Annotated in this window: 19 protein-coding genes; 10 read left to right on the forward strand and 9 right to left on the reverse strand. The window is 62.0% G+C overall.

The genetic code is table 11. The features are described 5' to 3' along the window. The first annotated feature begins 54 nt into the window (after window positions 1-54). Entirely contained in the window at window positions 55-654 is a 600-nt protein-coding gene (locus N6L25_RS02145; RefSeq protein ID WP_271977383.1) for a hypothetical protein, read from the forward strand. An 11-nt stretch (window positions 655-665) separates the two neighbouring features. Beyond that, window positions 666-2,888: a patatin-like phospholipase family protein gene (locus tag N6L25_RS02150; protein ID WP_271977384.1), complete on the forward strand. Its 2,223-nt coding sequence runs from the start codon at window positions 666-668 to the stop codon at window positions 2,886-2,888. A gap of 27 nt (window positions 2,889-2,915) precedes the next feature. Here N6L25_RS02150 and N6L25_RS02155 read toward each other — a convergent pair whose 3' ends face one another. From N6L25_RS02155 to N6L25_RS02175, 5 genes are all read right to left on the reverse strand, one after another. Then, window positions 2,916-3,287, reverse strand: a complete 372-nt coding sequence (locus N6L25_RS02155; RefSeq protein WP_271977385.1) for a hypothetical protein — start codon at window positions 3,285-3,287, stop codon at window positions 2,916-2,918. Next, entirely contained in the window at window positions 3,274-3,960 is a 687-nt protein-coding gene (locus N6L25_RS02160; protein WP_271977386.1) for a GntR family transcriptional regulator, read from the reverse strand. Before N6L25_RS02160 ends, N6L25_RS02155 begins: the two co-directional genes overlap by 14 nt. A 71-nt stretch (window positions 3,961-4,031) precedes the next feature. Further along, window positions 4,032-5,465 carry a cardiolipin synthase gene (cls, locus tag N6L25_RS02165; protein WP_271977387.1) on the reverse strand — a complete coding sequence of 478 codons (1,434 nt, stop codon included), beginning with the start codon at window positions 5,463-5,465 and terminating at the stop codon, window positions 4,032-4,034. Next, window positions 5,462-6,514 carry an AraC family transcriptional regulator gene (locus N6L25_RS02170; RefSeq protein ID WP_271977388.1) on the reverse strand — a complete coding sequence of 351 codons (1,053 nt, stop codon included), beginning with the start codon at window positions 6,512-6,514 and terminating at the stop codon, window positions 5,462-5,464. Before N6L25_RS02170 ends, cls begins: the two co-directional genes overlap by 4 nt. A gap of 324 nt (window positions 6,515-6,838) precedes the next feature. Beyond that, a complete protein-coding gene (locus N6L25_RS02175) occupies window positions 6,839-7,279 on the reverse strand; it encodes a hypothetical protein (protein WP_271977389.1) in 441 nt (146 codons plus the stop codon). 280 nt (window positions 7,280-7,559) lie between these two features. On the opposite strand from N6L25_RS02175, the gene N6L25_RS02180 reads away from it, so the two are divergent. Beyond that, a complete protein-coding gene (locus N6L25_RS02180) occupies window positions 7,560-8,348 on the forward strand; it encodes an alpha/beta fold hydrolase (protein WP_271977390.1) in 789 nt (262 codons plus the stop codon). Between the two features lie 14 nt (window positions 8,349-8,362). Here N6L25_RS02180 and N6L25_RS02185 read toward each other — a convergent pair whose 3' ends face one another. Continuing rightward, a complete protein-coding gene (locus N6L25_RS02185) occupies window positions 8,363-8,503 on the reverse strand; it encodes a hypothetical protein (protein WP_271977391.1) in 141 nt (46 codons plus the stop codon). Between the two features lie 168 nt (window positions 8,504-8,671). Between N6L25_RS02185 and N6L25_RS02190 the strand changes: the two genes are divergently transcribed. The 3 genes from N6L25_RS02190 to N6L25_RS02200 all read left to right on the forward strand — a co-directional run bounded on the left by N6L25_RS02190 (window position 8,672) and on the right by N6L25_RS02200 (window position 11,304). Beyond that, window positions 8,672-9,760, forward strand: coding sequence for an SMP-30/gluconolactonase/LRE family protein (locus tag N6L25_RS02190; protein WP_271977392.1), 1,089 nt, complete (start codon window positions 8,672-8,674; stop codon window positions 9,758-9,760). Next, a complete protein-coding gene (locus N6L25_RS02195; RefSeq protein ID WP_271977422.1) occupies window positions 9,760-10,242 on the forward strand; it encodes an acyl-CoA thioesterase in 483 nt (160 codons plus the stop codon). Before N6L25_RS02190 ends, N6L25_RS02195 begins: the two co-directional genes overlap by 1 nt. Window positions 10,243-10,314: 72 nt before the next feature. Next, complete coding sequence (locus tag N6L25_RS02200; RefSeq protein ID WP_271977393.1) at window positions 10,315-11,304, forward strand: NADP-dependent oxidoreductase; 990 nt, start codon at window positions 10,315-10,317, stop codon at window positions 11,302-11,304. Between the two features lie 39 nt (window positions 11,305-11,343). Here N6L25_RS02200 and N6L25_RS02205 read toward each other — a convergent pair whose 3' ends face one another. Next, window positions 11,344-13,188 carry a cation:proton antiporter gene (locus N6L25_RS02205; protein ID WP_271977394.1) on the reverse strand — a complete coding sequence of 615 codons (1,845 nt, stop codon included), beginning with the start codon at window positions 13,186-13,188 and terminating at the stop codon, window positions 11,344-11,346. 40 nt (window positions 13,189-13,228) lie between these two features. After that, complete coding sequence (tcdA, locus tag N6L25_RS02210) at window positions 13,229-14,029, reverse strand: tRNA cyclic N6-threonylcarbamoyladenosine(37) synthase TcdA (RefSeq protein WP_271977395.1); 801 nt, start codon at window positions 14,027-14,029, stop codon at window positions 13,229-13,231. 507 nt (window positions 14,030-14,536) lie between these two features. On the opposite strand from tcdA, the gene N6L25_RS02215 reads away from it, so the two are divergent. Continuing rightward, entirely contained in the window at window positions 14,537-15,592 is a 1,056-nt protein-coding gene (locus N6L25_RS02215; protein ID WP_271977396.1) for an AraC family transcriptional regulator, read from the forward strand. A 4-nt stretch (window positions 15,593-15,596) separates the two neighbouring features. Here the strand turns inward: N6L25_RS02215 and speA are convergent, their stop codons facing one another. Then, window positions 15,597-17,504 (reverse strand): biosynthetic arginine decarboxylase, encoded by a 1,908-nt coding sequence (gene speA / locus N6L25_RS02220; RefSeq protein ID WP_271977397.1) that lies wholly within the window; start codon window positions 17,502-17,504, stop codon window positions 15,597-15,599. Between the two features lie 252 nt (window positions 17,505-17,756). Here speA and speE point away from each other — a divergent pair, with 252 nt between their 5' ends. The 3 genes from speE to N6L25_RS02235 all read left to right on the forward strand — a co-directional run. Beyond that, window positions 17,757-18,617 carry a polyamine aminopropyltransferase gene (gene speE / locus N6L25_RS02225; protein ID WP_271977398.1) on the forward strand — a complete coding sequence of 287 codons (861 nt, stop codon included), beginning with the start codon at window positions 17,757-17,759 and terminating at the stop codon, window positions 18,615-18,617. A 157-nt stretch (window positions 18,618-18,774) separates the two neighbouring features. Then, the gene (locus N6L25_RS02230) at window positions 18,775-18,969 is read left to right on the forward strand and encodes a DUF6316 family protein (RefSeq protein WP_271977399.1); all 195 of its coding nucleotides are present in this window, start codon (window positions 18,775-18,777) and stop codon (window positions 18,967-18,969) included. Between the two features lie 90 nt (window positions 18,970-19,059). Continuing rightward, window positions 19,060-19,347, forward strand: a 288-nt coding sequence (locus tag N6L25_RS02235; protein WP_271977400.1) for a transposase, incomplete at its 3' end; no start/stop codon positions are given.

The raw sequence follows: 19,347 nt of genomic DNA on the forward strand, positions 1-19,347 counted from the left end.
ACCGACAACGATCAACTATGATGAAAATAATCTGATGTCAGGAGAGTTCGTTACATGTATCAACTGATATTCAAGGGTGAGTGTGCACCCGGTACCGATCTGGCAACGGCGCGGAACAACGCGCGCGCCCTGTTTAAGGCCTCCCTGGATCAGGTGGACAAGATGTTCAGTGGCCAGCGGGTGGTGATCCGCAATCGGCTGGACGAGGCACAGGCAGAGAAATACCGCGCGGTGCTGCACAAACACGGCATGGTGGCGTTTGTGGAGCCGATGGCCAGTCAGTCGCCGCCGCCGGAGGCACCTGCGACGGCTCCGCCACCGGCCTCAACTGGAGCGACGACCGCCGATCCGACACCGTCGCAGAGCGGGGCTGGCGTGCAGGTTGAACCCGGCGAACGGCTGCCGTTGGCGGGTGACAAAGTGGACGCGATTCTGTCCGGCTGCGGCCTGTCCCTGGACCCGGCCGGGGTCACCCTGGCGGAACCCAAGGCGGTGGAGGTGCCGATGTTCGAGCATCTCGACGACTGGACCGTGGCGCCGGCCGGCAGTGACCTCGGGGTGGAGCGCGATCTGCCCCCGCCGGTGGTGCCGGACACCTCCCATCTGTCCCTGGCCGACGCCGAAACCAAGGGTCGAGAGCCCGGGCAAGGGTAAGGGTTTTGTTGGTGCGCCTAGACTTCCTGGTGCGGCTCCTGCCGTGTTGCCTGTTGCTGGCGTGGCCGCTGGAGCTGTCGGCCGCCGCTCACCCGGCCGGTGCCGAGTCGCGGCCCAAGGTCGGTCTGGTGCTCAGTGGCGGAGGCGCCAAGGGGCTGGCCCACGTGGGTGTACTGCGGGTGCTGGAGGAAATCCGGGTGCCCGTCGATTACATTGCCGGCACCAGTGCCGGTTCCGCCGTGGCCGCGCTGTACGCCCTGGGCATGCCGGTGGATGAAATCGAGCAGCGTTTCATCAATATGAACTGGCTGGCCAGTTTTCAGGACACCCCGGGCCGTTCCTACCTGCCGGTCCGGCGCAAACAGCAGGACTGGCGTTTCCCGGTCACCCCGGGTATCGGGGTTCGGGCCGACGGCGTCCACGTTGGCCGGGGCCTGATCTCGGGTCAGAACCTGGGCTTTACCCTCAACGAGCTGACCCGAGAGGCGGCCCTGGTGCGAGACTTCGATCAACTGCCCATTCCCTACCGGGCGGTGGCCACGGACCTGGAAACCGGCGAAGAAGTGGTGATCGGGGAGGGCAGCCTGGCCGATGCCATTCGCGCCAGCATGAGTATTCCCGCGGTGTATGCGCCGTTTGTGCGCGACGGTCGCCCGCTGGTGGACGGCGGGATTGCCAATAACATGCCGATCAGCGTGGTGAAGGCGATGGGCGCGGACGTGGTGATCGCCGTGGACATCTCGGATGCGCTGGCCGCCGGTGACAGTTTGACCGAGGCCTTCTCGGTGGTGGGCCAGCTCACCACCCTGTTGACCCGGGACAATGTGCTGGAGCAGCTGGCGCTACTGTCTGAAGACGACGTGCTGATCAGCCCCGACCTGGAAGGACTGTCGTCTGCCGATTTTTTTGCGGCGCCGATGCTGATCGAGATCGGTGCCACCGCCGCCCGCCATCATGCTGTGGAACTCTATCCGCTGTCGGTGGACGCCGGAACCTGGCAAGACTACCTCACCCGGCGGGCGGAACGGCCGTTTATGGCTGGTCCGATCACCGAGATCCGGGTGCAGCCGTCGGCACGCATCTCCGAAACCTTCGTTCTCTCCCGCATCCGCCAGCCACTCAATCAGCCGCTGGACGTGCCGACACTGGATGAGGATCTCAAGCGACTGTACGGGCTGGGATACCACGAAACCGTGAACTACAGTCTGCTGCCGGCCGAGACCGGGACTGTGCTGGAGGTCCAGGCCCGGGAGAAGAGTTGGGGGCCCAACTACCTGAGCTTCGGCCTCGGCTACGAGGAAAGCTTTAACGACGATGCCAGCTTCAACGTCTCTGCCGCGGTTCGCATGACCGAACTCAACCGCCTGGGGGGCGAATGGTTGACCGGCATCCAGATTGGCACCGAACCCTATGTCCGTAGTGAGTGGTTCCAGCCTTTGGGCTTCGGTTTTGAGCAGTTTGCGGTGCTGGGAGCCGAGTATGAGAAAGAAGAGTTCGATATCTTCGATAACGGCACCCGCATCGTCGAGGCGGATGTCAAACGACGGCAGCTGGACCTGGCGTTGGGCGCGAACTTGACCTCGAATACCGAAGCCCGGGTGGGGCTGCATCGCGGTTTCAGCACTTTGGATGAGCTGGTCAGCAGAGCGTTGGGTAGCGGTCGCCGCCGCCATCGTGGCGGCTGGGACCTGCAGCTGGTGCACGATTCGCTGGACGATCCATTGTTGCCCGGAGACGGCGCTTTTATCGGACTGAAGGGCAAGTTCGAACGCCCTGCTCTGGGGGCGGATGCCGACTATGACCGGGTGACCCTGTTGGCATCCGGCGCCGCACCTTGGGAAAACTATCGTTTCCTCGGTACGCTCTATGTCGATGTGGTGACGGACGGCGAGGCGGACATCGACGATTTCGTGATTCTGGGGGGCTTTCGCCAGTTAACCGCCTACGGACACGGCGAAATCGCCGGTCCGGACGCCGCCCTTGCCTCGGTTTTCGGTTATCGAGCCTTCGGCGGGCCGTTTGTGCCGTTCTACGCCGGCGCCGGGGTGGAAGTCGGCAACGCCTGGCAGAGTGTCGACCAGGCCCGCTGGGCGCAATTGCTCCGTTCTTACAGCCTGTTCGCCGGCATCGATACCTTCCTCGGCCCGGTGCAGATCACCGCCGCTTATAACGACGACCACCGCTGGTCCGCGTACCTGAATATCGGCTATTACCTGGGCCGGTTATTCGACTGAATGCCCGGGGTGGACGGATCGGCGCGCTCAGATGGGCGCAACCAGGTACAGCTCGAGCTGGCGGCAGGGGCCATTCATGGGCCGGCGCAGCAGTGCCTTGTATTCGTCGCCCACCCGGCTGCCGGGCGGGGCGGGATGGAACAGCACGTCATCGCCCGGAAAGAACTGCCAGGAGGCCTGGCTGCGGTCAGGGTGGCGCCCGAGCGACAGCAGCTTGGCGATGCCTCGCACCTGGCTCCAGGCGCAGGGCGGTTGTGGTCGTTGCTCTCGGGTATCGCCATCGGCTGTCGCTGGCGCGGACTGCGGGTGCGAGGCCATCCAGGGGGTGCTGGCACAGGCGCTCATCAGGGTGGCCAGGCTGACCGCGGCGAGGGTTCGATAAGGTTCAGGGTGACGCATGGTAATCGGTTTCCGTCGCCTTGAGACTGGCAATCACCTTGGCGCATTGCTGCTGGGCGTAACCTTCGAGAATTTCGCACAGCAGCGGTTCATCCCGTTGCTGGATGGCGTCGATGGAATCTCGCATATAGGCCAGGTTGTCGCTGAGGGTGTCCTGGCCGCCGTGCTGGAAGGCCACGAAGGCACAGCGTTTGGCGGAAGGCCAGAGATTTTCAATGGCGGACACGATGAAATAGTTGTCGGCATAGACCAGGGATGCCTGGGTGAATTCGATGCCGAGGTCGAGAAACCGCATCAGATCCTGGCGCTCGAAAGCGTCACTCATCCGGGTGTACAGCGATTCCAGGCGCGCCATGTCGGCGGGCTGCCAACCGTGTACCAGTTTGCGCCCGGTGTGGCTCAGATACAGCACCAGGATGTCGTACAGGCTGCGGACAAAGAACTCGTCCAGTCGGGTCACAAAGGCACCCTTACGGGGCACGTTGCGCACCAGGTGACGTTTCTCAAGCAGCAGCAGGCCCTCGCGGATGGAGCCGTGACTGACATCCAGCTGCCGTGCCATGGCGCTCTCGTAAATCCGTTCGCCGGATTTCAGTTGGCCAAAGGCAATCTGGTTTTCCAGGTGACGCGCGACCTGTTCCGTCAGGGGTTCACTGGGTTTGAAGGTGGTCATCGCTGTGCTTGGGGTCCGGCCTGGAGCAGAGTGCCGCCAATGTTCTCACATCTTGGCAGTGGGGAAAATGGTTACAGAATGGGCGCCAGCAGGCGTACCGCCCGGCAGCACAGGCGAAACAGCAGCGAACGGTCGCGGTAGTCCCGTGCGGTCATCAGGCGGCAGCTTTGCAGGTCCTCGGACAACATCTGCGCGACGGCCTGGACAAATTGGGGCGCGGTGGACAGGGCGGTGATCTCGAAGTTCAGCCGCATGGAGCGGTTGTCCAGATTGGCGGTGCCGATCGCCGCGTAGCGGCTGTCCACCAGCACCACCTTCTGGTGCATAAAGCCCGGCTGGTACTGGTAAATGCCAATGCCGGCCCGGCTGGCCTGGACCAGGTAGGAGTAAGCCGCCAACCGGACCAGCCGGCTGTCGGATTTCTCGGGGATCAGAATGCGGACATCCACCCCCCGCAGGGCGGCAAGCTGAAGGGCGTTGATCACCTGGAAGTCGGGAACAAAGTAGGGCGAAGCGATCCAGATCCGCTCGCGGGCGTTGTTGATGCAGTTGAGGAAGAACAGGGTACAGGTTTCGTGGGGATCGGCCGGACCGGTTGGCAGAATCAGCGCCTGCTGATCGCCTCCCGGCGCCGTTTTGGGTGACCAGTCCAGGGCCGGGGTCTCGTTGCAGGCCCAATTCCAGTCCTCCAGCCAGGCCAGTTGCAGGCCCAGTACCGCAGGGCCCTCGATGCGACAATGGGTATCGCGCCAGGGCTCCTGATCCATGGCGCGGCCGAGGTATTCATCCCCCAGGTTGATGCCGCCGACGAAACCGATGCTGCCATCGCACACCAGCAGCTTGCGATGATTACGAAAATTGATCTGGAACCGGCGCCGACGGATGTTGCCATCGCCGAACGAGGCAATCCGTGCGCCGGCGGCGCTCAGTTCGTTGAGGTAGTTACGTGGCAGCCAGACACTGCCGATGTCGTCGTAAAGGAACCAGACCCGGACCCCTTCGGCGAGTTTGCGCTTGAGGATGGTCTTGATGCGCTGGCCAACCCGGTCAGAGCGGACGATGTAGAACTCCAGCAGGATATAGTGCTGGGCATCCTCCATGGCATCGAACAGAGCCTGAAACGTGGCTTCACCATCCCGCAGTACAGCGCAGCGGTTTCCACCGGTGAACGGCTGGCGGGCGAGCCGGCACAATACCTGCAGGTCGGGATCGGCGTGGGCCGGTTCCGGGGCGATCAGCGCGGCGGTCTGCTGTTCAAAGCGGTTGACCAGGGGCTGCAGCGCCCTGTCCTCCAGGCGCCGGGCCCGCACGTATCCGGAGAACCGGTTGCGGCCGAAAAACAGGAACAGTGGCACCGACAGGTAGGGCAGGCCCAGCAGGGCGATGATCCAGGCGATGGCGCCCTGAGCGGTGCGATAGGTCAGCAGAATGCGGTAGACGCACAGCAACGCCGCGCCGTACAGGCTGGCGACCACGAACGCGATGAACGACAGCCCTTCGCTCACTGATGGCCGTCCTGATGGTGATGCCGGGCACGAAACTGCGCCGGTGCCATGCCGGTCCAGCGCTTGAAGGCCCGGCTGAAGGCACTGAGTTCGGAAAATCCGAGCAGGAACGCAATTTCGCCCAGGGAATACTGGTTGGCTGCCACATAGCGCAGCGCCTTGCCCTTGCGGACCTGTTCCACCAGGTCGTGAAAGCTGACCCCCTCCCGTTTCAGGCGCCGGTAGAGCGTCTGGCGGCTCATGTGGCATTGCTGGGCGAGGGTGTCGGCATTGACCCGGTCGGTGGCCATTTGGTGGGCCACCAGGCGGCGTACCTTGCGACTGAAGCTGCGTTGGGGTTGCCAGCGAGCCAGGATGGTGTTGACCTGTTTGAGCACGGCGGAATAGATGTAGGGATTGCGCCGTGGAATCGGGCGACCCAGGTGGCGGCTGCTGAAGCCAACCCGGGTGGTGGTGGCGCCAAACAACACCTCTCCGCCGAACAGGCGCCGGTATTCCGCGGCATAACTGGGTTGTGGGTGGGCCAGCTCGACCCAGTCCACCGCAAAGTCGGGAAAGATGAAGTGCCGGGTCCGGGTGATGGCCGAGGCCAGGGTGCGGTCCATGTCCTGGCGACAGTAATGGGCCGCGGTATCCGGCTGCCAAGACAGGATGGCCTGGTCTTCGGTCTGCTCAAAACTGAGGGCGATCGATTCGTTAATCAGTCGGTGCAGGCGGACATACTGGCCGAGCGCATCGCCCAGGGTGTCGCAATTGAAAAACACGTGGCCGACCAGGCCCATGCTCTCCGGGTCCACGGTTTCGCCGGCGTGCAGGCCCACCGCCGGATCGCCGGTGAGTTGCTCGGCATAGTCCCAAAAACGGTAGTAGGCGTCGGCGGGCACGCGCTGATCGGGGCCGTCTAGCTGACTCAGCGACACCCCCAGCAACTGCTCCATCGGCGCGGGGTCGTCCTGTCCCCGGCGTTGCAGGTAATGCACCAGTGCCAGGGCGCTGGAGGCCGCCACCAGCGGCGTTACGCTCAAGGTTTCCTCGTCCTTCGTATCCACCGTCACGGGTCCTGCCAAAGCGGGTCTGCTCCGAAATGTTGTTACGAAATGTCAAGTGTCTGGGACAACCTGTCAAGGGAATGTCATCGCTTTAACGATAGCATTAGACCACCGATTAGAGACACTGCAGTACACAATCAACAACGAGGAGGTGGTCTGTATGGAAAACACAATTTTTGTTCCCCATAATGAATTGGAGCGTGCTAACTGTCGGGCACTGGAAGAGTACCTGAGCGGCATGTTCTTCTGCTAAGGGGGCGGTTAGTACCGGAAAAGGCCGAGTGATCGGCCTTTTTCGTTTGTGTTTTACAGCCTCTGAGGGGCTCAGTCCCCGACGCCGAACGCTTCCAGCGGCTGGATGCGCAGGCGCAGTTTTTCGCTGCGTTCGAGAATGCCCTCGATACGGCCCAGCTGTGCCTTCACCTGGTCGGACTTCATGGCGCGACTGGCGGTGAAATCGAACTGCAGGCCTGCAATCTGTTGATCCTGACCGCTGTGGCGCAGGTTACAGACCTTTGCGATGAGTTTGTCCAGGTCGAGGACGCCGGCTTCCATCGACAGCTGAGCCCGCAGCTCCACCGCATCCCCCTCCTTGAGTAAGTATTGGCCATTGACCACCATCGACAGACCTTGCCGGGTGAAGTCGAAGCCGGCGGCGGGTCGGAAGCGGCCAAACAGACCCTTCCGTGGCCGCCATTCCAAGGCCAGGTTGGCGGCGGGCATCCTGCGAAGTTTGCGGCGGTCCGGTTGCTGCGATTGCGCCATGGTGAGTTTCCTTGTGTGCGGGCCGGTCACGTCGATGGGGCCGGTATCCCTGAAATGTGTGTGGCGTTGGTGTTCGGTGTTAATGTAGCTTGCCAGGCAGCCGCTGTGCGCGATGGACACCACAAAATGAGTAAGTGATGACGCGCTGGCAGTGGTTAGGGAGCCTCTGATTAACTCCGGATCAGCTCTGGCATTCAGAGCCATTCACCATCAGAGGCGCCTTAGTTCGCGGTTGCTTATGGCCAGCCCATTGACTGATTGCAACGAAAGAGGAGTCGGCATGAAGGTCCGTTTGAACCATCGCATCACCGGAGCAGGGCGACCGCTGATCCTGCTCCATGGCCTGTTTGGCTCTATGGAAAATCTCGGGGGTGTGTCACAGCGGCTCCAGGAGCATTTTCAGATTCACGCTCTGGATCAGCGTAACCACGGCCGTTCGCCCCATACCGATACCATGGATTATCCCGCGATGGCGGATGATGTCATCGGCTACATGGATGAGCAGGGCTTGGCGCAGGCCTGCGTGCTGGGGCATTCCATGGGCGGCAAGGTGGCCATGCAGGTCGCCCTGAGCGCGCCCGACCGGGTCGAGCGCTTGGTGGTGGCGGATATCGCCCCGGTGACCTACAAACCCCGCCACGACGCCATCCTGGAGGGGCTGAGTCAGCTGGATCTGGATCGGATCACGTCCCGGCAGCAGGCCGACGAGGCCCTGGCGGCGTATGTGCCCACCACGGGCATCCGCAGCTTCCTGCTCAAGAACCTGCAGCGGATTCCGGACTCAGAGCGTAGCGGTGCCGCGGTGTTTCGCTGGCGCCTGAATCTGCCGGTGATTCAGCAATGCTACCACCGGCTGGCCGCGGCCCCGGAAGCCACCAGCCCTTACCTGGGCCCGGTACTGTTCCTCAAGGGTGAAGATTCCGCCTACATTCAGGAAAAACACCGGGACGAGGTGGCCCGATTGTTTCCCCATGCCCGCCTCAAGGTGATCACCGGCACCGACCACTGGCTGCATGCCGAGAAGCCGGATACGTTTGCCGCCCTGTGCCGCCAGTTCCTGGCGGAGTGAGTTGCCAGGGGGGCTCAGGCGCGCGCTTGGCGATCGCCGGTGCTGTCCAGTTTGCTGAGCTTATGGTCAAAAAACGCTTTCGCGCTATAAGCGACACCACCAATGACCAGCAGCGCGGCCAGGGTAAACAGCGGAGAGGCGAGTTGGTACAGCATGGTGGGCTCCCTAAAGGTACGTTCGTGGCGCCGGGCCGGTCAGAAAATGAGCAGTGACTATACTCGAGCGCCCGTGCCGCTGCAATGTCGACGCTATGCCGAGTCAGGTCGCTGTGCTAGGTTGTCGTCGAGTGTGTTTGCAAGCAACCTAAGGAATTGGAATTTCTTATGAAATGGCTATTGATCGGCGTGCTCGTGGTGTTCCTGCTGCTGGGTGGTTTTCTGCTCTCGCCCTCACCGGTAGACAGCCAGGCCTGGGCGCCGCCACCGCCTCCGGCCATGACCGGCCCGCTCTCAGCCAACCAGCACTTGCGTCTGGCCGATCTGCTGGCCAAGGGCCAGGTCTACGGACCGGAAGATACCGCGGTGGATGGCCAGGGCCGCGTCTACGCGGGCACCCAGGACGGAAAGATTGTGCGGGTGTGGCCGGATGGCCGGGTCGAGGAGTGGTTGCAGACCGGTGGGCGACCCCTGGGCATGGTGTTTGATGGCGACGGGCGACTGATCGTGGCCGATGCCTGGAAGGGGCTGTTGGCGATCACCCCCGACGGCGAGATCAGCGTGCTGAGTCGGGAAGCGGAAGGGCTGCCGTATCGCTTCACCGATGACGTCGATATCGCCCCGGACGGTCGTATTTACTTTACCGATGCCAGTTCCCGGTTCGAGCAGCCGGATTACAAACTGGACCTGCTGGAGATGCGCCCCCACGGTCGTCTGCTGCGCTACGATCCCGCCACGGGCAAAAGCGAGGTGCTGCTGGGTAACCTGCATTTCGCCAACGGTGTGGCGGTGTCCCCGGATGGCAGCTACGTGCTGGTCAACGAAACCTGGAAGTACCGTATCCTCCGTTATTGGATCAGTGGCCGCGATGCCGGTCAGGCCGAGGTGTTTGCCGACAACCTGCCTGGCTTCCCGGACAACCTGGCGGTGGACCAGCAGGGTCGGTATTGGGTTGCCTTTCCCTCGCTGCGCAATGAGCAGATCGACACCCTGCATCTGCACCCCTGGCTGAAGGATCTGGTGGCGAAGTTGCCGGATGGACTGAAACCGAAGCCGGAAGCCTATGGCCTGGTGGTGGCGCTGGACGACCAGGGCGCGGTGATCACCAGCCTCCACGATACCAGGGGCAGCCATCTGCAGGAGATCACGTCGGTGAATCCCAGTGGTGGTTATCTATACTTTGGTTCACTTCACAACGACCGTATCGGTCGGCTAGCGTTGCATGCCATCCCTGGGCTTGGAGACATTAACGAATGATGCAAGTGGCGGACATTGACTGGGATCTGCCGGATCCGTATACCCTGACCATCGACGTGACCCCTGACGATACCGACCGCTTGGGACATGCCAACAACGTGGTCTACGTCCGCTGGCTGGAGGAGATCAGTTGGGCTCACATCGAGAGTCTGGGCATGACCTGGGAGCGCCACGAGGCCACCGGCAAGGCCATGGCCATCACCCGCACCGAAATCGATTATCTGGCCGCCGCCAATGCCGGCGACCGCCTCATTCTGGCCACCTGGTTGACCGGTTTCGACGGTCGCTTCCGTTCTGCCCGCCAATTCCAGCTGGTGCGCGCCAGCGACGGCAAGACCCTGGTAAGGGCCCTGTCCAGCCACGCCTGTGTCGATCTCAAGAGTCAGCGACCGACGCGGGTGCCCCCGGAGTACGGTGAGATCCTGGGGGGCGCCCTGGTCGCTGGCGGTAAGGGCTTGGCAGCGCTGAGCCAGACCGACTGACAGCGAAGGCTGAAATATCTGCTAGGCTGGAGAGTGGAATACCCTCGGACTGCGAGCAAAGGGGAGAGCGCGATGGAGAACCCGGCCGTGCAACCTGATAGCGGCGCGATGCTGCGCATCGTCTATGAGCGGTTTGGCGACGCCGACCAGCTGAAACTGGAGGAAACCGCGGTGCCGCGGCCTGGCCCAGGTCAGGTGTGTATCCGGGTCGCTGGCGCCGGAGTGAACCCGATTGACTGGAAAACCCGCAAGGGGTTGGGGTTCGCCGCTCGACAGATTGAGCATCGGCTGCCGTGGACGCCGGGCTATGATATGGCCGGCGAGGTGGTGGCGCTGGGTGACGAGGTACGGACCCTGGCTGCGGGGGACCGGGTCATGGGCATGGTGGGGTTTCCCATCGCTGGTGGCGGCTACGCCGAGTACGTGCTGGCGCAGGCTGACGAGGTGGCCATTGTCCCGGAAGAATTGGACCTGATGACTGCCGGTGCCGTGCCGCTGGCGGCGCTGACCGCCTGGCAGGCGCTGTTTGAGGTGGCGGAACTGGAACCGGGACAGAAAATCCTGATTCACGCCGGTGCCGGTGGGGTCGGCCATTTTGCCATTCAGTTTGCCCTGGTCCGCGGCGCCCACGTGATCACTACCGCCTCGGCACGCCACAAGGACTTCCTGGACGGTCTGGGGGTGCATGAGGTCATCGATTACACCAAGACCGACGTGGTGGACGAGTGCTATGGCCTGGACGTGGTGCTGGACCTGGTGGGGGGGGATACCGGTCGCCGTTCCCTGCATACCCTCAGTGAACACGGCGTGCTGGTCACCATTCCCACGGTGACGGCGGACGACATCATCTCCGCCGCCGAAGGTATGGGGCTGCGAGCCCATGGCATGACGGTGCGGCCGGAAGTCTTCCATTTGGAGGAAATTGCCGAACTCATCGAGGACGGTGACGTCAAGGTGCATGTGCACCAGGTGTTTCCGCTGGCGGCTGCGGCGGACGCCCATCGCGTGCTCGAGGATGGCCACGTACAAGGCAAACTGGTGCTTGACTGCCGGGCGGGTTAGGCCGGTCCCGGTTGCTCGATCTCTCCGCCCACCGGCTCCCTAGCCGGTGGCTTCCGTCTGGCTGCTGGTATCCTTCTCCTTGCGATCCTTCGGCGGCTGGGGCGGGACCAGGCTGATCAGAACCCAGTCTTTCTCCGGTTGCAGTTCCATGGCGGTGGTTACTGGCCGAATCCGTGCCCGGGCGTCGATCACAAACAGCAGAATGGCCTGGAAATCGTATTGTTCCTGGAACGCCTGAAACGAGAAGGCGTCGCTGAGGTGGGTGGTTTTCACCGTGTAGCCCCGGCTCACCAGACTGGCCAATTTGGCGTAGCTGACGTCGCCGAACAGCCCCCGGGTACGCTGGATTTTCTCGGCGGTCTGGTGGCGGGCCAACTGGTCCTGGTCCCCGTCCGACAGGCTGTAGACGCTGCCTTTACCAAACCAGTCGAGGAAGTGATAGGTCGCCAGCGAGTTCATGTGCTTGTAAGGCGAGATCACCAGCAGATTGCCCAGGCCGGTAAAGTCCAGGTGGGTACTGGCATGCTCCGACACCGGGTTGCCGAAGTACACCTGCAGGTTGTCCATGCGGGCCTGGCGGACATTTTCCCAGTTGGTGTCGGTCAGCATCACCGGTACATCGTGTTTCTGCAGCGCCTGGCCAATTTGTCGGGCGACCTGGTTGGCCCCCAGAATCAGGAAACCGTAGTTGGCCGGTTCCGCCACGCGCAGCAGCTGGGCGAGCGGGCGGGCGGTAAGGCTCTGCACGGTCACGGTTGCGATGATCACCATGAACACCAGCGGCACCAGGGTTTCGGCGCTGGCATGCCCCAGCTTCTGCAGCTGGAAGGCGAACAGCGCGGACACCGCGGCGGCGACGATACCGCGAGGCGCGATCCAGCTCAGGAACAGTTTTTCACGCCAGTTCAGATTGGTGCCGATGGCGGAAAGGAAGATGCTTAGCGGACGGGCGACCAGCATCAGGACCGCCAGCACCACCGCCAGTCCCCAGCCCAGCTCGGCAATGGAGGCGAACTCGATGCGGGCGGCGAGGATGATGAACAGGGCGGAAATTAGCAGAACGCTGAGGGACTCCTTGAATTCAAGAATGCTGTCGATAGGCACCTGACGCATATTGGCCATCCAGATGCCCATGACGGTGACCGTCAGCAGGCCGGATTCGTGGGCTAGTTCGTTGGATAGGGCATAGACACCCAGCATGAAGGTCAGGGTGCCGGCGTTGTGCAGGTACTGTGGCAGTAGGTGCTTGCGCAGGGCGACGCCGTTCATCCAGCCAGCGACTGCGCCGATCAGGAAACCCACCGTCAGGGCCTTGACGAAGATGAACAGCGAGTGGCTAAAGACATTACCCTGGCCCCAGGACACGATGCCTTCGAACACCAGCACCGCCAGCAGCGCGCCGACCGGATCGATGACGATGCCTTCCCAGCGCAGGATATTGGCCAGTTTGGCCTGGGGCCTGACCGAGCGCAGCAGCGGAACGATGACGGTGGGACCGGTGACGATGGCAATAGCGCCAAACAGCAGCGCCACCGGCCACGGCAGATCCAGGGCCCAGTGGGCGACGAGCGTGGCGATGACGCAGGTGACCAGGGCACCAACGGGTATCAGATTGCGCACCATTTTGCCGTGACCCTTGATCTCCTGGTAGCGCAGGGTCAGGCTGCCCTCGAACAGGATGACGGCGACCGCCAGGGAAATCAGCGGAAACAACAGCTCGCCGAACAGCGGTTGCGGGTCCAGCCAGCCCAGCAGGGGGCCCGCGATGATGCCGCCGGCGAGCAGAAACAGGATGGCCGGCATGCGCACCCGCCAGGCCAGCCATTGGCAAAAGAGCGAGAACACGCCGATGCTGGCGAGGAGCATAACGATGCTGGGCGACATAAAGGATCAGTTCCCTTGAGGTGGTGTAAGCGTGAGGCCCTTAACTATCGCTAAGCTGAGCCCGCCTTGCAATGCGGTTTAGCAATCGGGATGCGGCAATGAAACCGAAGCTTGCCGTGACCGGGCTGGCGGCGCCAAAGCCGGTGGCGCAATCCAGTCGCACCGGCCCGGCGTTGTCGGGCTTCTGCAGGCAGACCTCGCCATCGGCGGCGGGATAGGTCAGTTGCTCCAGCGAGTACACAGCCTCGATGCCAAACCGGCGCTTGGGATTGCGCGAGAAGCCGTATTCCCGGCGCAGCAGATTGCGAACTTTTGCCAGTAGCGGGTCCTGGGTGGTTCGGCTGAGGTCGGCGACCTGGATCTGGGTTGGGTCCATCTGGCCGCCGGCGCCCCCGGCGCAGATCAGGGGAATCTTGCGGCGCTGGCAGTGGGCGATGAGCGCGGCTTTGGCCTTGACGCTGTCGATGGCGTCGACCACACCGGTCAGTTCGCGGCCGATCAAGGCCTCCACATTGTTCGGCGTCAGGAAGCCGAAATGGGGCTCGATGTGGGCATGGGGGTTGATGGCCCGCAGGCGTTCGGCAAGGGCGTCGGTCTTGGCTCGGCCGTACTGGCCGGTCAGCGCATGGGACTGGCGGTTGGTGTTGGAGACGCAGATATCGTCCATGTCCACCAGGGTGAGCCGGCCGATGCCGGAGCGGGCGAGCGCCTCGGCGGCCCAGGAACCAACGCCACCGAGACCGACGATCACCAGGTGGGACTGCCGGAAGGCCGTCAGGGCCCGGCGACCATAGAGTCGTTCAATGCCGCCAAAGCGGTAGCTGTAATCGTCCACGGTCATGCCATGCCTCACGCTTGCGGGATATAACTGGGACTGGATTGTACCTCAGAGCGGGTGGGCACTCTATCGGGGGCGTAGGCTGGGCAGAACGAAAAAAGCCACGCAAAAGCGTGGCTAAAAGCAAGATTGCTCAACCCGACGGGGCGTTGAGCTGGACTAGTTCAGAGACACTAATCAACGTAGACAAGTATCCTTGATTGCCGCGGTGGGCAGAAGGTCAGAAACTGACAAGTTGCGGTCATTTTCGGCCAGGCAGGGTGAAGGCGGCGTTTCAGCGGATAAGTGGATTGAGCCGGCGGCTGAAGGTGCCGGTGAGTCGCAGTGACGCCGTCAATACCGAAAGCGAGACACCGTATTCATTGCCCACCGCCACCGGTCGGTGAGTGTCGGAATCGCCCGGCACGGCCGCGACTGGCTCTGGTGGCGCCCCAGATCCGGCTGAAGAGTAATTGCTCTATTCGGTCACGCCGTCTACGCTGACGGCTGGTTTGTCTTCAGGATTGCAGGATGTCGACGTACCCATCCGAGCTGAAACCCGATCTGCCTCTGATCAAAGCGCACTATGCCGAGATTCTCTGCCAGCTGGTGGAGGAAAAAGGGGGCAATCGTAGCGCAATGCTGGCGGCTGCCAACCTTCGACCGGCGGCCCTGGGGCACCCGGATAACCTGATCACGGTGGATCAGTTTGTGGCCCTCAATCGGGCTGCCTTGAAGTTGGGCGGCGTGCCGGCGCTGGGGCTGGAGTATGGTCGGCGCCTCAAGTTCACCACCCACGGTGCCCTGTCACAGGCTGCCGTTAGCAGTGATACCGTTGAGGAGGGGCTCAGGGTCCTCATCAAGTATTTCCGCGTGCGTTTTATCTACATGGACCTGACCTTCTTCATCGAAGGGAACGATGCGGTGCTCGAACTGCAGATTCAGCACGACCTGATGGACCTTCACGCGTTCAATGTGGAGGTGGTGCTGGCCTCCATCATGGACGTTAATTTGCTGCTGTTTGGTACCCGTTTGCTGGACGGCGGCGAATGTCGGCTCAGCTACCCTCAACCGGATCACCATGAGGCCTATCGGGCCCTGTTTGGCGAGACGGTGCGTTTTTCCCAGGGCGTGAATCAACTGCGTTTCCGCAAGGAATTTCTGACCCTGCCGCTGGCCCTGTCCAATCCGGTTACCCGCCGGGTTGCCGAGGAACAGTGCGAACGGGAGCGGCAGCGTCTGGAGGCCCTGGTTTCGACGGTTGAGCGGGTTCAGCGATTGCTGGAATCGGTGCAGTCGGGTCGCCTGCCTGGATTGGAGGAGGTGGCGGAGCGGCTCGGTGTGTCGGCCCGAACCCTGCGTCGTCAGCTCAGCGCCGAGGGCATGAAGTTCCTGGCGCTGCAGGATGGTGTCCGCCATGAGCGGGCGCAACAAATGCTGGCCGGCAGCGACATGAGCATCGATGACATTGCCTTTCGGCTGGGTTACAGCGACCCGTCCAATTTCGGTCGGGCCTTCCGCAAGTGGGAAGGCATGTCGCCGACCGCCTATCGAACCTCACGCCAATCGCCGTCTGGCGCCGAGTGAGCACTCACTCTTCCAGATAGGTGTACCCGTACAAGCCGCTTTCCAGTTCCGCCAGCAAGCCATCCTGGATGTCAGCGGGGACAGCGCTGTGGGCAAATTTCTTGCGGTACGCCTGGAGTAGCGTTGCCGGTTCGAAATTGACGTAGCGCAGGATCTTTTCCACCGTGTCGCCGGCAATGGTTTCACTGATCTGGTAACGACCGTCGGCATCCCGGCGGATATCCACCGAGTGGGTGTCGCCGAACAGGTTATGCATGTCCCCGAGAATCTCCTGGTAGGCGCCAACCATGAAAAAGCCGATCAGCATGGGCTGCCGCGGGTCTTGGGCGGGGATCGGCAGGGTGGATTCGATGCCCTGGCCATCGACATAGCGGTCGATGCGTCCGTCGGAGTCGCAGGTGATGTCCTGAATCACTGCCCGCCGGTCCAGTGGACGATTCAGCCCGTTGATTGGCAGCACTGGAAAGATCTGGTCGATGCCCCAGACATCCGGCAGCGACTGGAACAGGGAGAAGTTGACGAACAGCTTGTCCGCCAGTTTCTCGTTGAGTTCATCGATGATCTCCCGGTGTGCCCGGTTGCTGCCGTTGAGCTGCTGCTGGAGCAGTCGACAGCAGGCGGAGTAGATGCGTTCCGCCTCGGCGCGGTGACCCAGCGACAGCAGGCCGTGGGCGAACTGGGCATGGACATCGCTCATGGCGTGTAACACATCGTGGAAGATTTCCACCCGCGATCGGCCAGACCGTTCATCCTGCAGGCTGGCCAAATCCCGCCACAGGTCGTGCAAGGGTGTCGGCGCCTCGGCGTCGGGCGCATTCGGTGTTCCGTGCTCCGCCAGTTCACGATCAATCACGTTGGTGACCAGCACCGCATGGTGCGCGGTGAGCGCCCGGCCGGACTCGCTAATGAGATCCGGATGGGGAATGCCCAGGCGTTCGCATTCCGCCTGCAGGGTGTGAATGACGTTATAGGCATACTCCTCAATGCTGTAATTCATCGAGCAGCTGCTGCGGGTGCGGGTGCCCTCGTAATCCACGCCCAAACCTCCACCAATGTCCACTGTGGTGATGGGGGCGCCCATCTGGCGCAACTCACTGTAAAACCGGGCGCACTCCCGCAGGCCGGTCTGGATATCACGGATGTTGGCAATCTGCGAGCCCAGGTGGAAATGCAGCAGTTGCAGGGAATCCAGCGCATTGGCGCTGGCGAGAGTGTCGCGAACGTCCAGGATCTGGCTGGCAGATAGGCCGAATTTGGACTTCTCGCCACCGGTATTTTGCCAATTGCCCTTGCCGACGGTGGCCAGGCGCGCCCGTACGCCGATCAGCGGCTTCACCCCCAGGCGGCTTGCCTCCTCCAGGATCAGCGGCAGCTCCGACGGCTTCTCCACCACGATAAACACCCGGTTACCCAGGGCCTGGCCGATCAGCGCCAGCCGGATGTATTCCCGGTCTTTGTAGCCGTTGCAGACGATCACCGAGCCGGATTGGCAAAGCGCGAGCACCACCATCAGTTCCGGCTTGCTGCCCGCCTCCAGGCCAATCTGTTGTCGCGAGGCCGCCGGCTCGGCGCGGATTAACTCTTCCACCACCCGGCGCTGTTGGTTCACCTTGATGGGGTACACCGCGGTGTAGCGGCCCTGGTAGTTCTGTTCCGCGGCCACCAGATTGAACGCTTGGCAGAGCTGATTGACGCGGTCGTGAAGGATATCGGTAAAGCGCACCAGGACCGGCAGCGCGGTGCCTTGGGCCACCAGATCCGCCGCCAGTTGGGGCAGGTTGATGGCGTGCGCGCTGATGTCCCGGTCGGGCCGAATGAGGACGTCACCCTGGGCGTCGACGTCGATATAGCCGTCGCTCCAGTGGGCGATGTTGTAAACCGCTTTGGCGTGGTTGGCGGAAGCGTCAGTCATGGCGTTGCTACCTGTGCTCTAGGCTGGGCCGATCGGGTGTCGGCGCGATGGCGCCATTGTAGGGATTCCCGGCGGTCGCTAAAAGATGGTGAGAATATAAATTATAGGAGCCCTCAGATCGCGCAGAGGCGATTTGGGGTTTATCAGCGCCATAGCGCCAAGGGATGCTTTAGCTCTGAGGTGAGGGCACCTACAATATCGCTACATAACGACCCGTGATTCGGGTCGATCACTGGCGATTGGAGAACAGGCATGACCACACTGAATGACGGTTGGTTTACGGAAGTGTTCCAGAACGAAGGCACGGCGTTTTCACTCAAGGTCCGCAACAAGTTGCATGAGGAGCAGAGCGAGTTCCAGAAGCTGGAAATCTATGAAACCGACACATTCGGCAACCTGATGGTACTGGACGGCTGCGTGATGCTGACCAGCCGGGATAACTTCCTGTACCACGAGATGATGACCCATCCGGCCCTGTTTACCCACAAGCACCCGAAGAAAGTGGTGATCATCGGCGGTGGCGACTGCGGCACCCTGAAAGAAGTGCTGAAGCACCCCGACGTGGAGGAAGCCTGGCAGGTGGAGATCGACGAACGGGTTACCAAGCTGTCCGAGAAGTATTTTCCTGAACTGTGCGAATCCAATGGCGATCCGCGGGCGAACTTCTTCTTTGGCGATGGCGTGCAGTGGATGCGGGACATCGAGCCCAACAGCGTTGATGTGATCATTATCGACAGTACCGATCCGGTCGGGCCGGCGGAAGGCCTATTCGCCCTCGATTTTTACCGTGACTGCATGCTGGCGCTGCGGGAGGGTGGCATTGTGGTGCAGCAGAGTGAATCGCCGTTACTGCACACCGACAGCATCATTCGCGGTATCCACACCGACATGAAAAAAGCGGGTCTGGGGCATGTGGTCACGCTGCCGTTCCCACAACCGGTTTACCCCACCGGCTGGTGGAGTTGCACCATGGGCAGCAAGGACAACCCGCTGCTGTACTTCCGCGAGGCGGATGCCGCCGAACGTGGGTTTGTGACCCGTTATTACAACGAGGCCACGCACCACGGTGCGCTGGCGCAGCCCCAGTTCATGCGCGACCTGCTGGAAGACTGAGTGCACGGACGCGGTCGTGGCGAGGGGCTGGCTTTGTGAAAGTCTGTGAAATATATCCCCGGGTTGCTGGGGGTGAATGCAGGTTCTGACCTAGACTGCAGGGAGGTGGTCGTTTTTTGAGCGATTGGTGTGGTGTTCGTGCAAAGAGGTAGCCCCTATGGATATTCGTCGCGGCGAAGAGGAAAAGCACTGGTTCCGCAGCGACCGCTTCACGTCGGTCAATGGCAAATGGTACTACCAGACCCGGGAGGGGACCGTGGAAGGTCCCTTCGATTCCATGACAGAAGCCGGTGCTGACCTGTTGCTGTATCTCCGGCACGCGGATGATCTGCTTTACAATCAGCCGGTGTAACGACAATAAAAAAGGGCGCCCATGAGAGGCTGTGTGAAAACAGTCTCCGAAGCTGGCAAAATAACCGCGACATGGTTCGCGGTTATTTTTATGAGGCACAAGGAAGGCACACCTCGCAGTCAGACGCTTCTGCTCCCCCCGAGCGTTGAAGATTACATTCCCCAGGACCACCCGGTTCGCGTCATCGACGCCTTTGTCGATTCCTTACCCCTATCTGAGCTGGGGTTCAAGAAAGCCGAGACAGCTCAAACTGGCCGGCGTCCTTATCACCCAGGTGATTTGCTGAAGCTGTATATCTACGCCTACCTGAACCAGACCAGCAGTACCCGCCGCCTGGAGAAGGAATGCCATCGCAACCTGGAAGTGTTGTGGTTGATG

Origin of the sequence: Marinobacter sp. SS21 (assembly GCF_028369065.1) — a bacterium.
In the GTDB taxonomy this organism is placed as follows: Bacteria; Pseudomonadota; Gammaproteobacteria; order Pseudomonadales; family Oleiphilaceae; genus Marinobacter.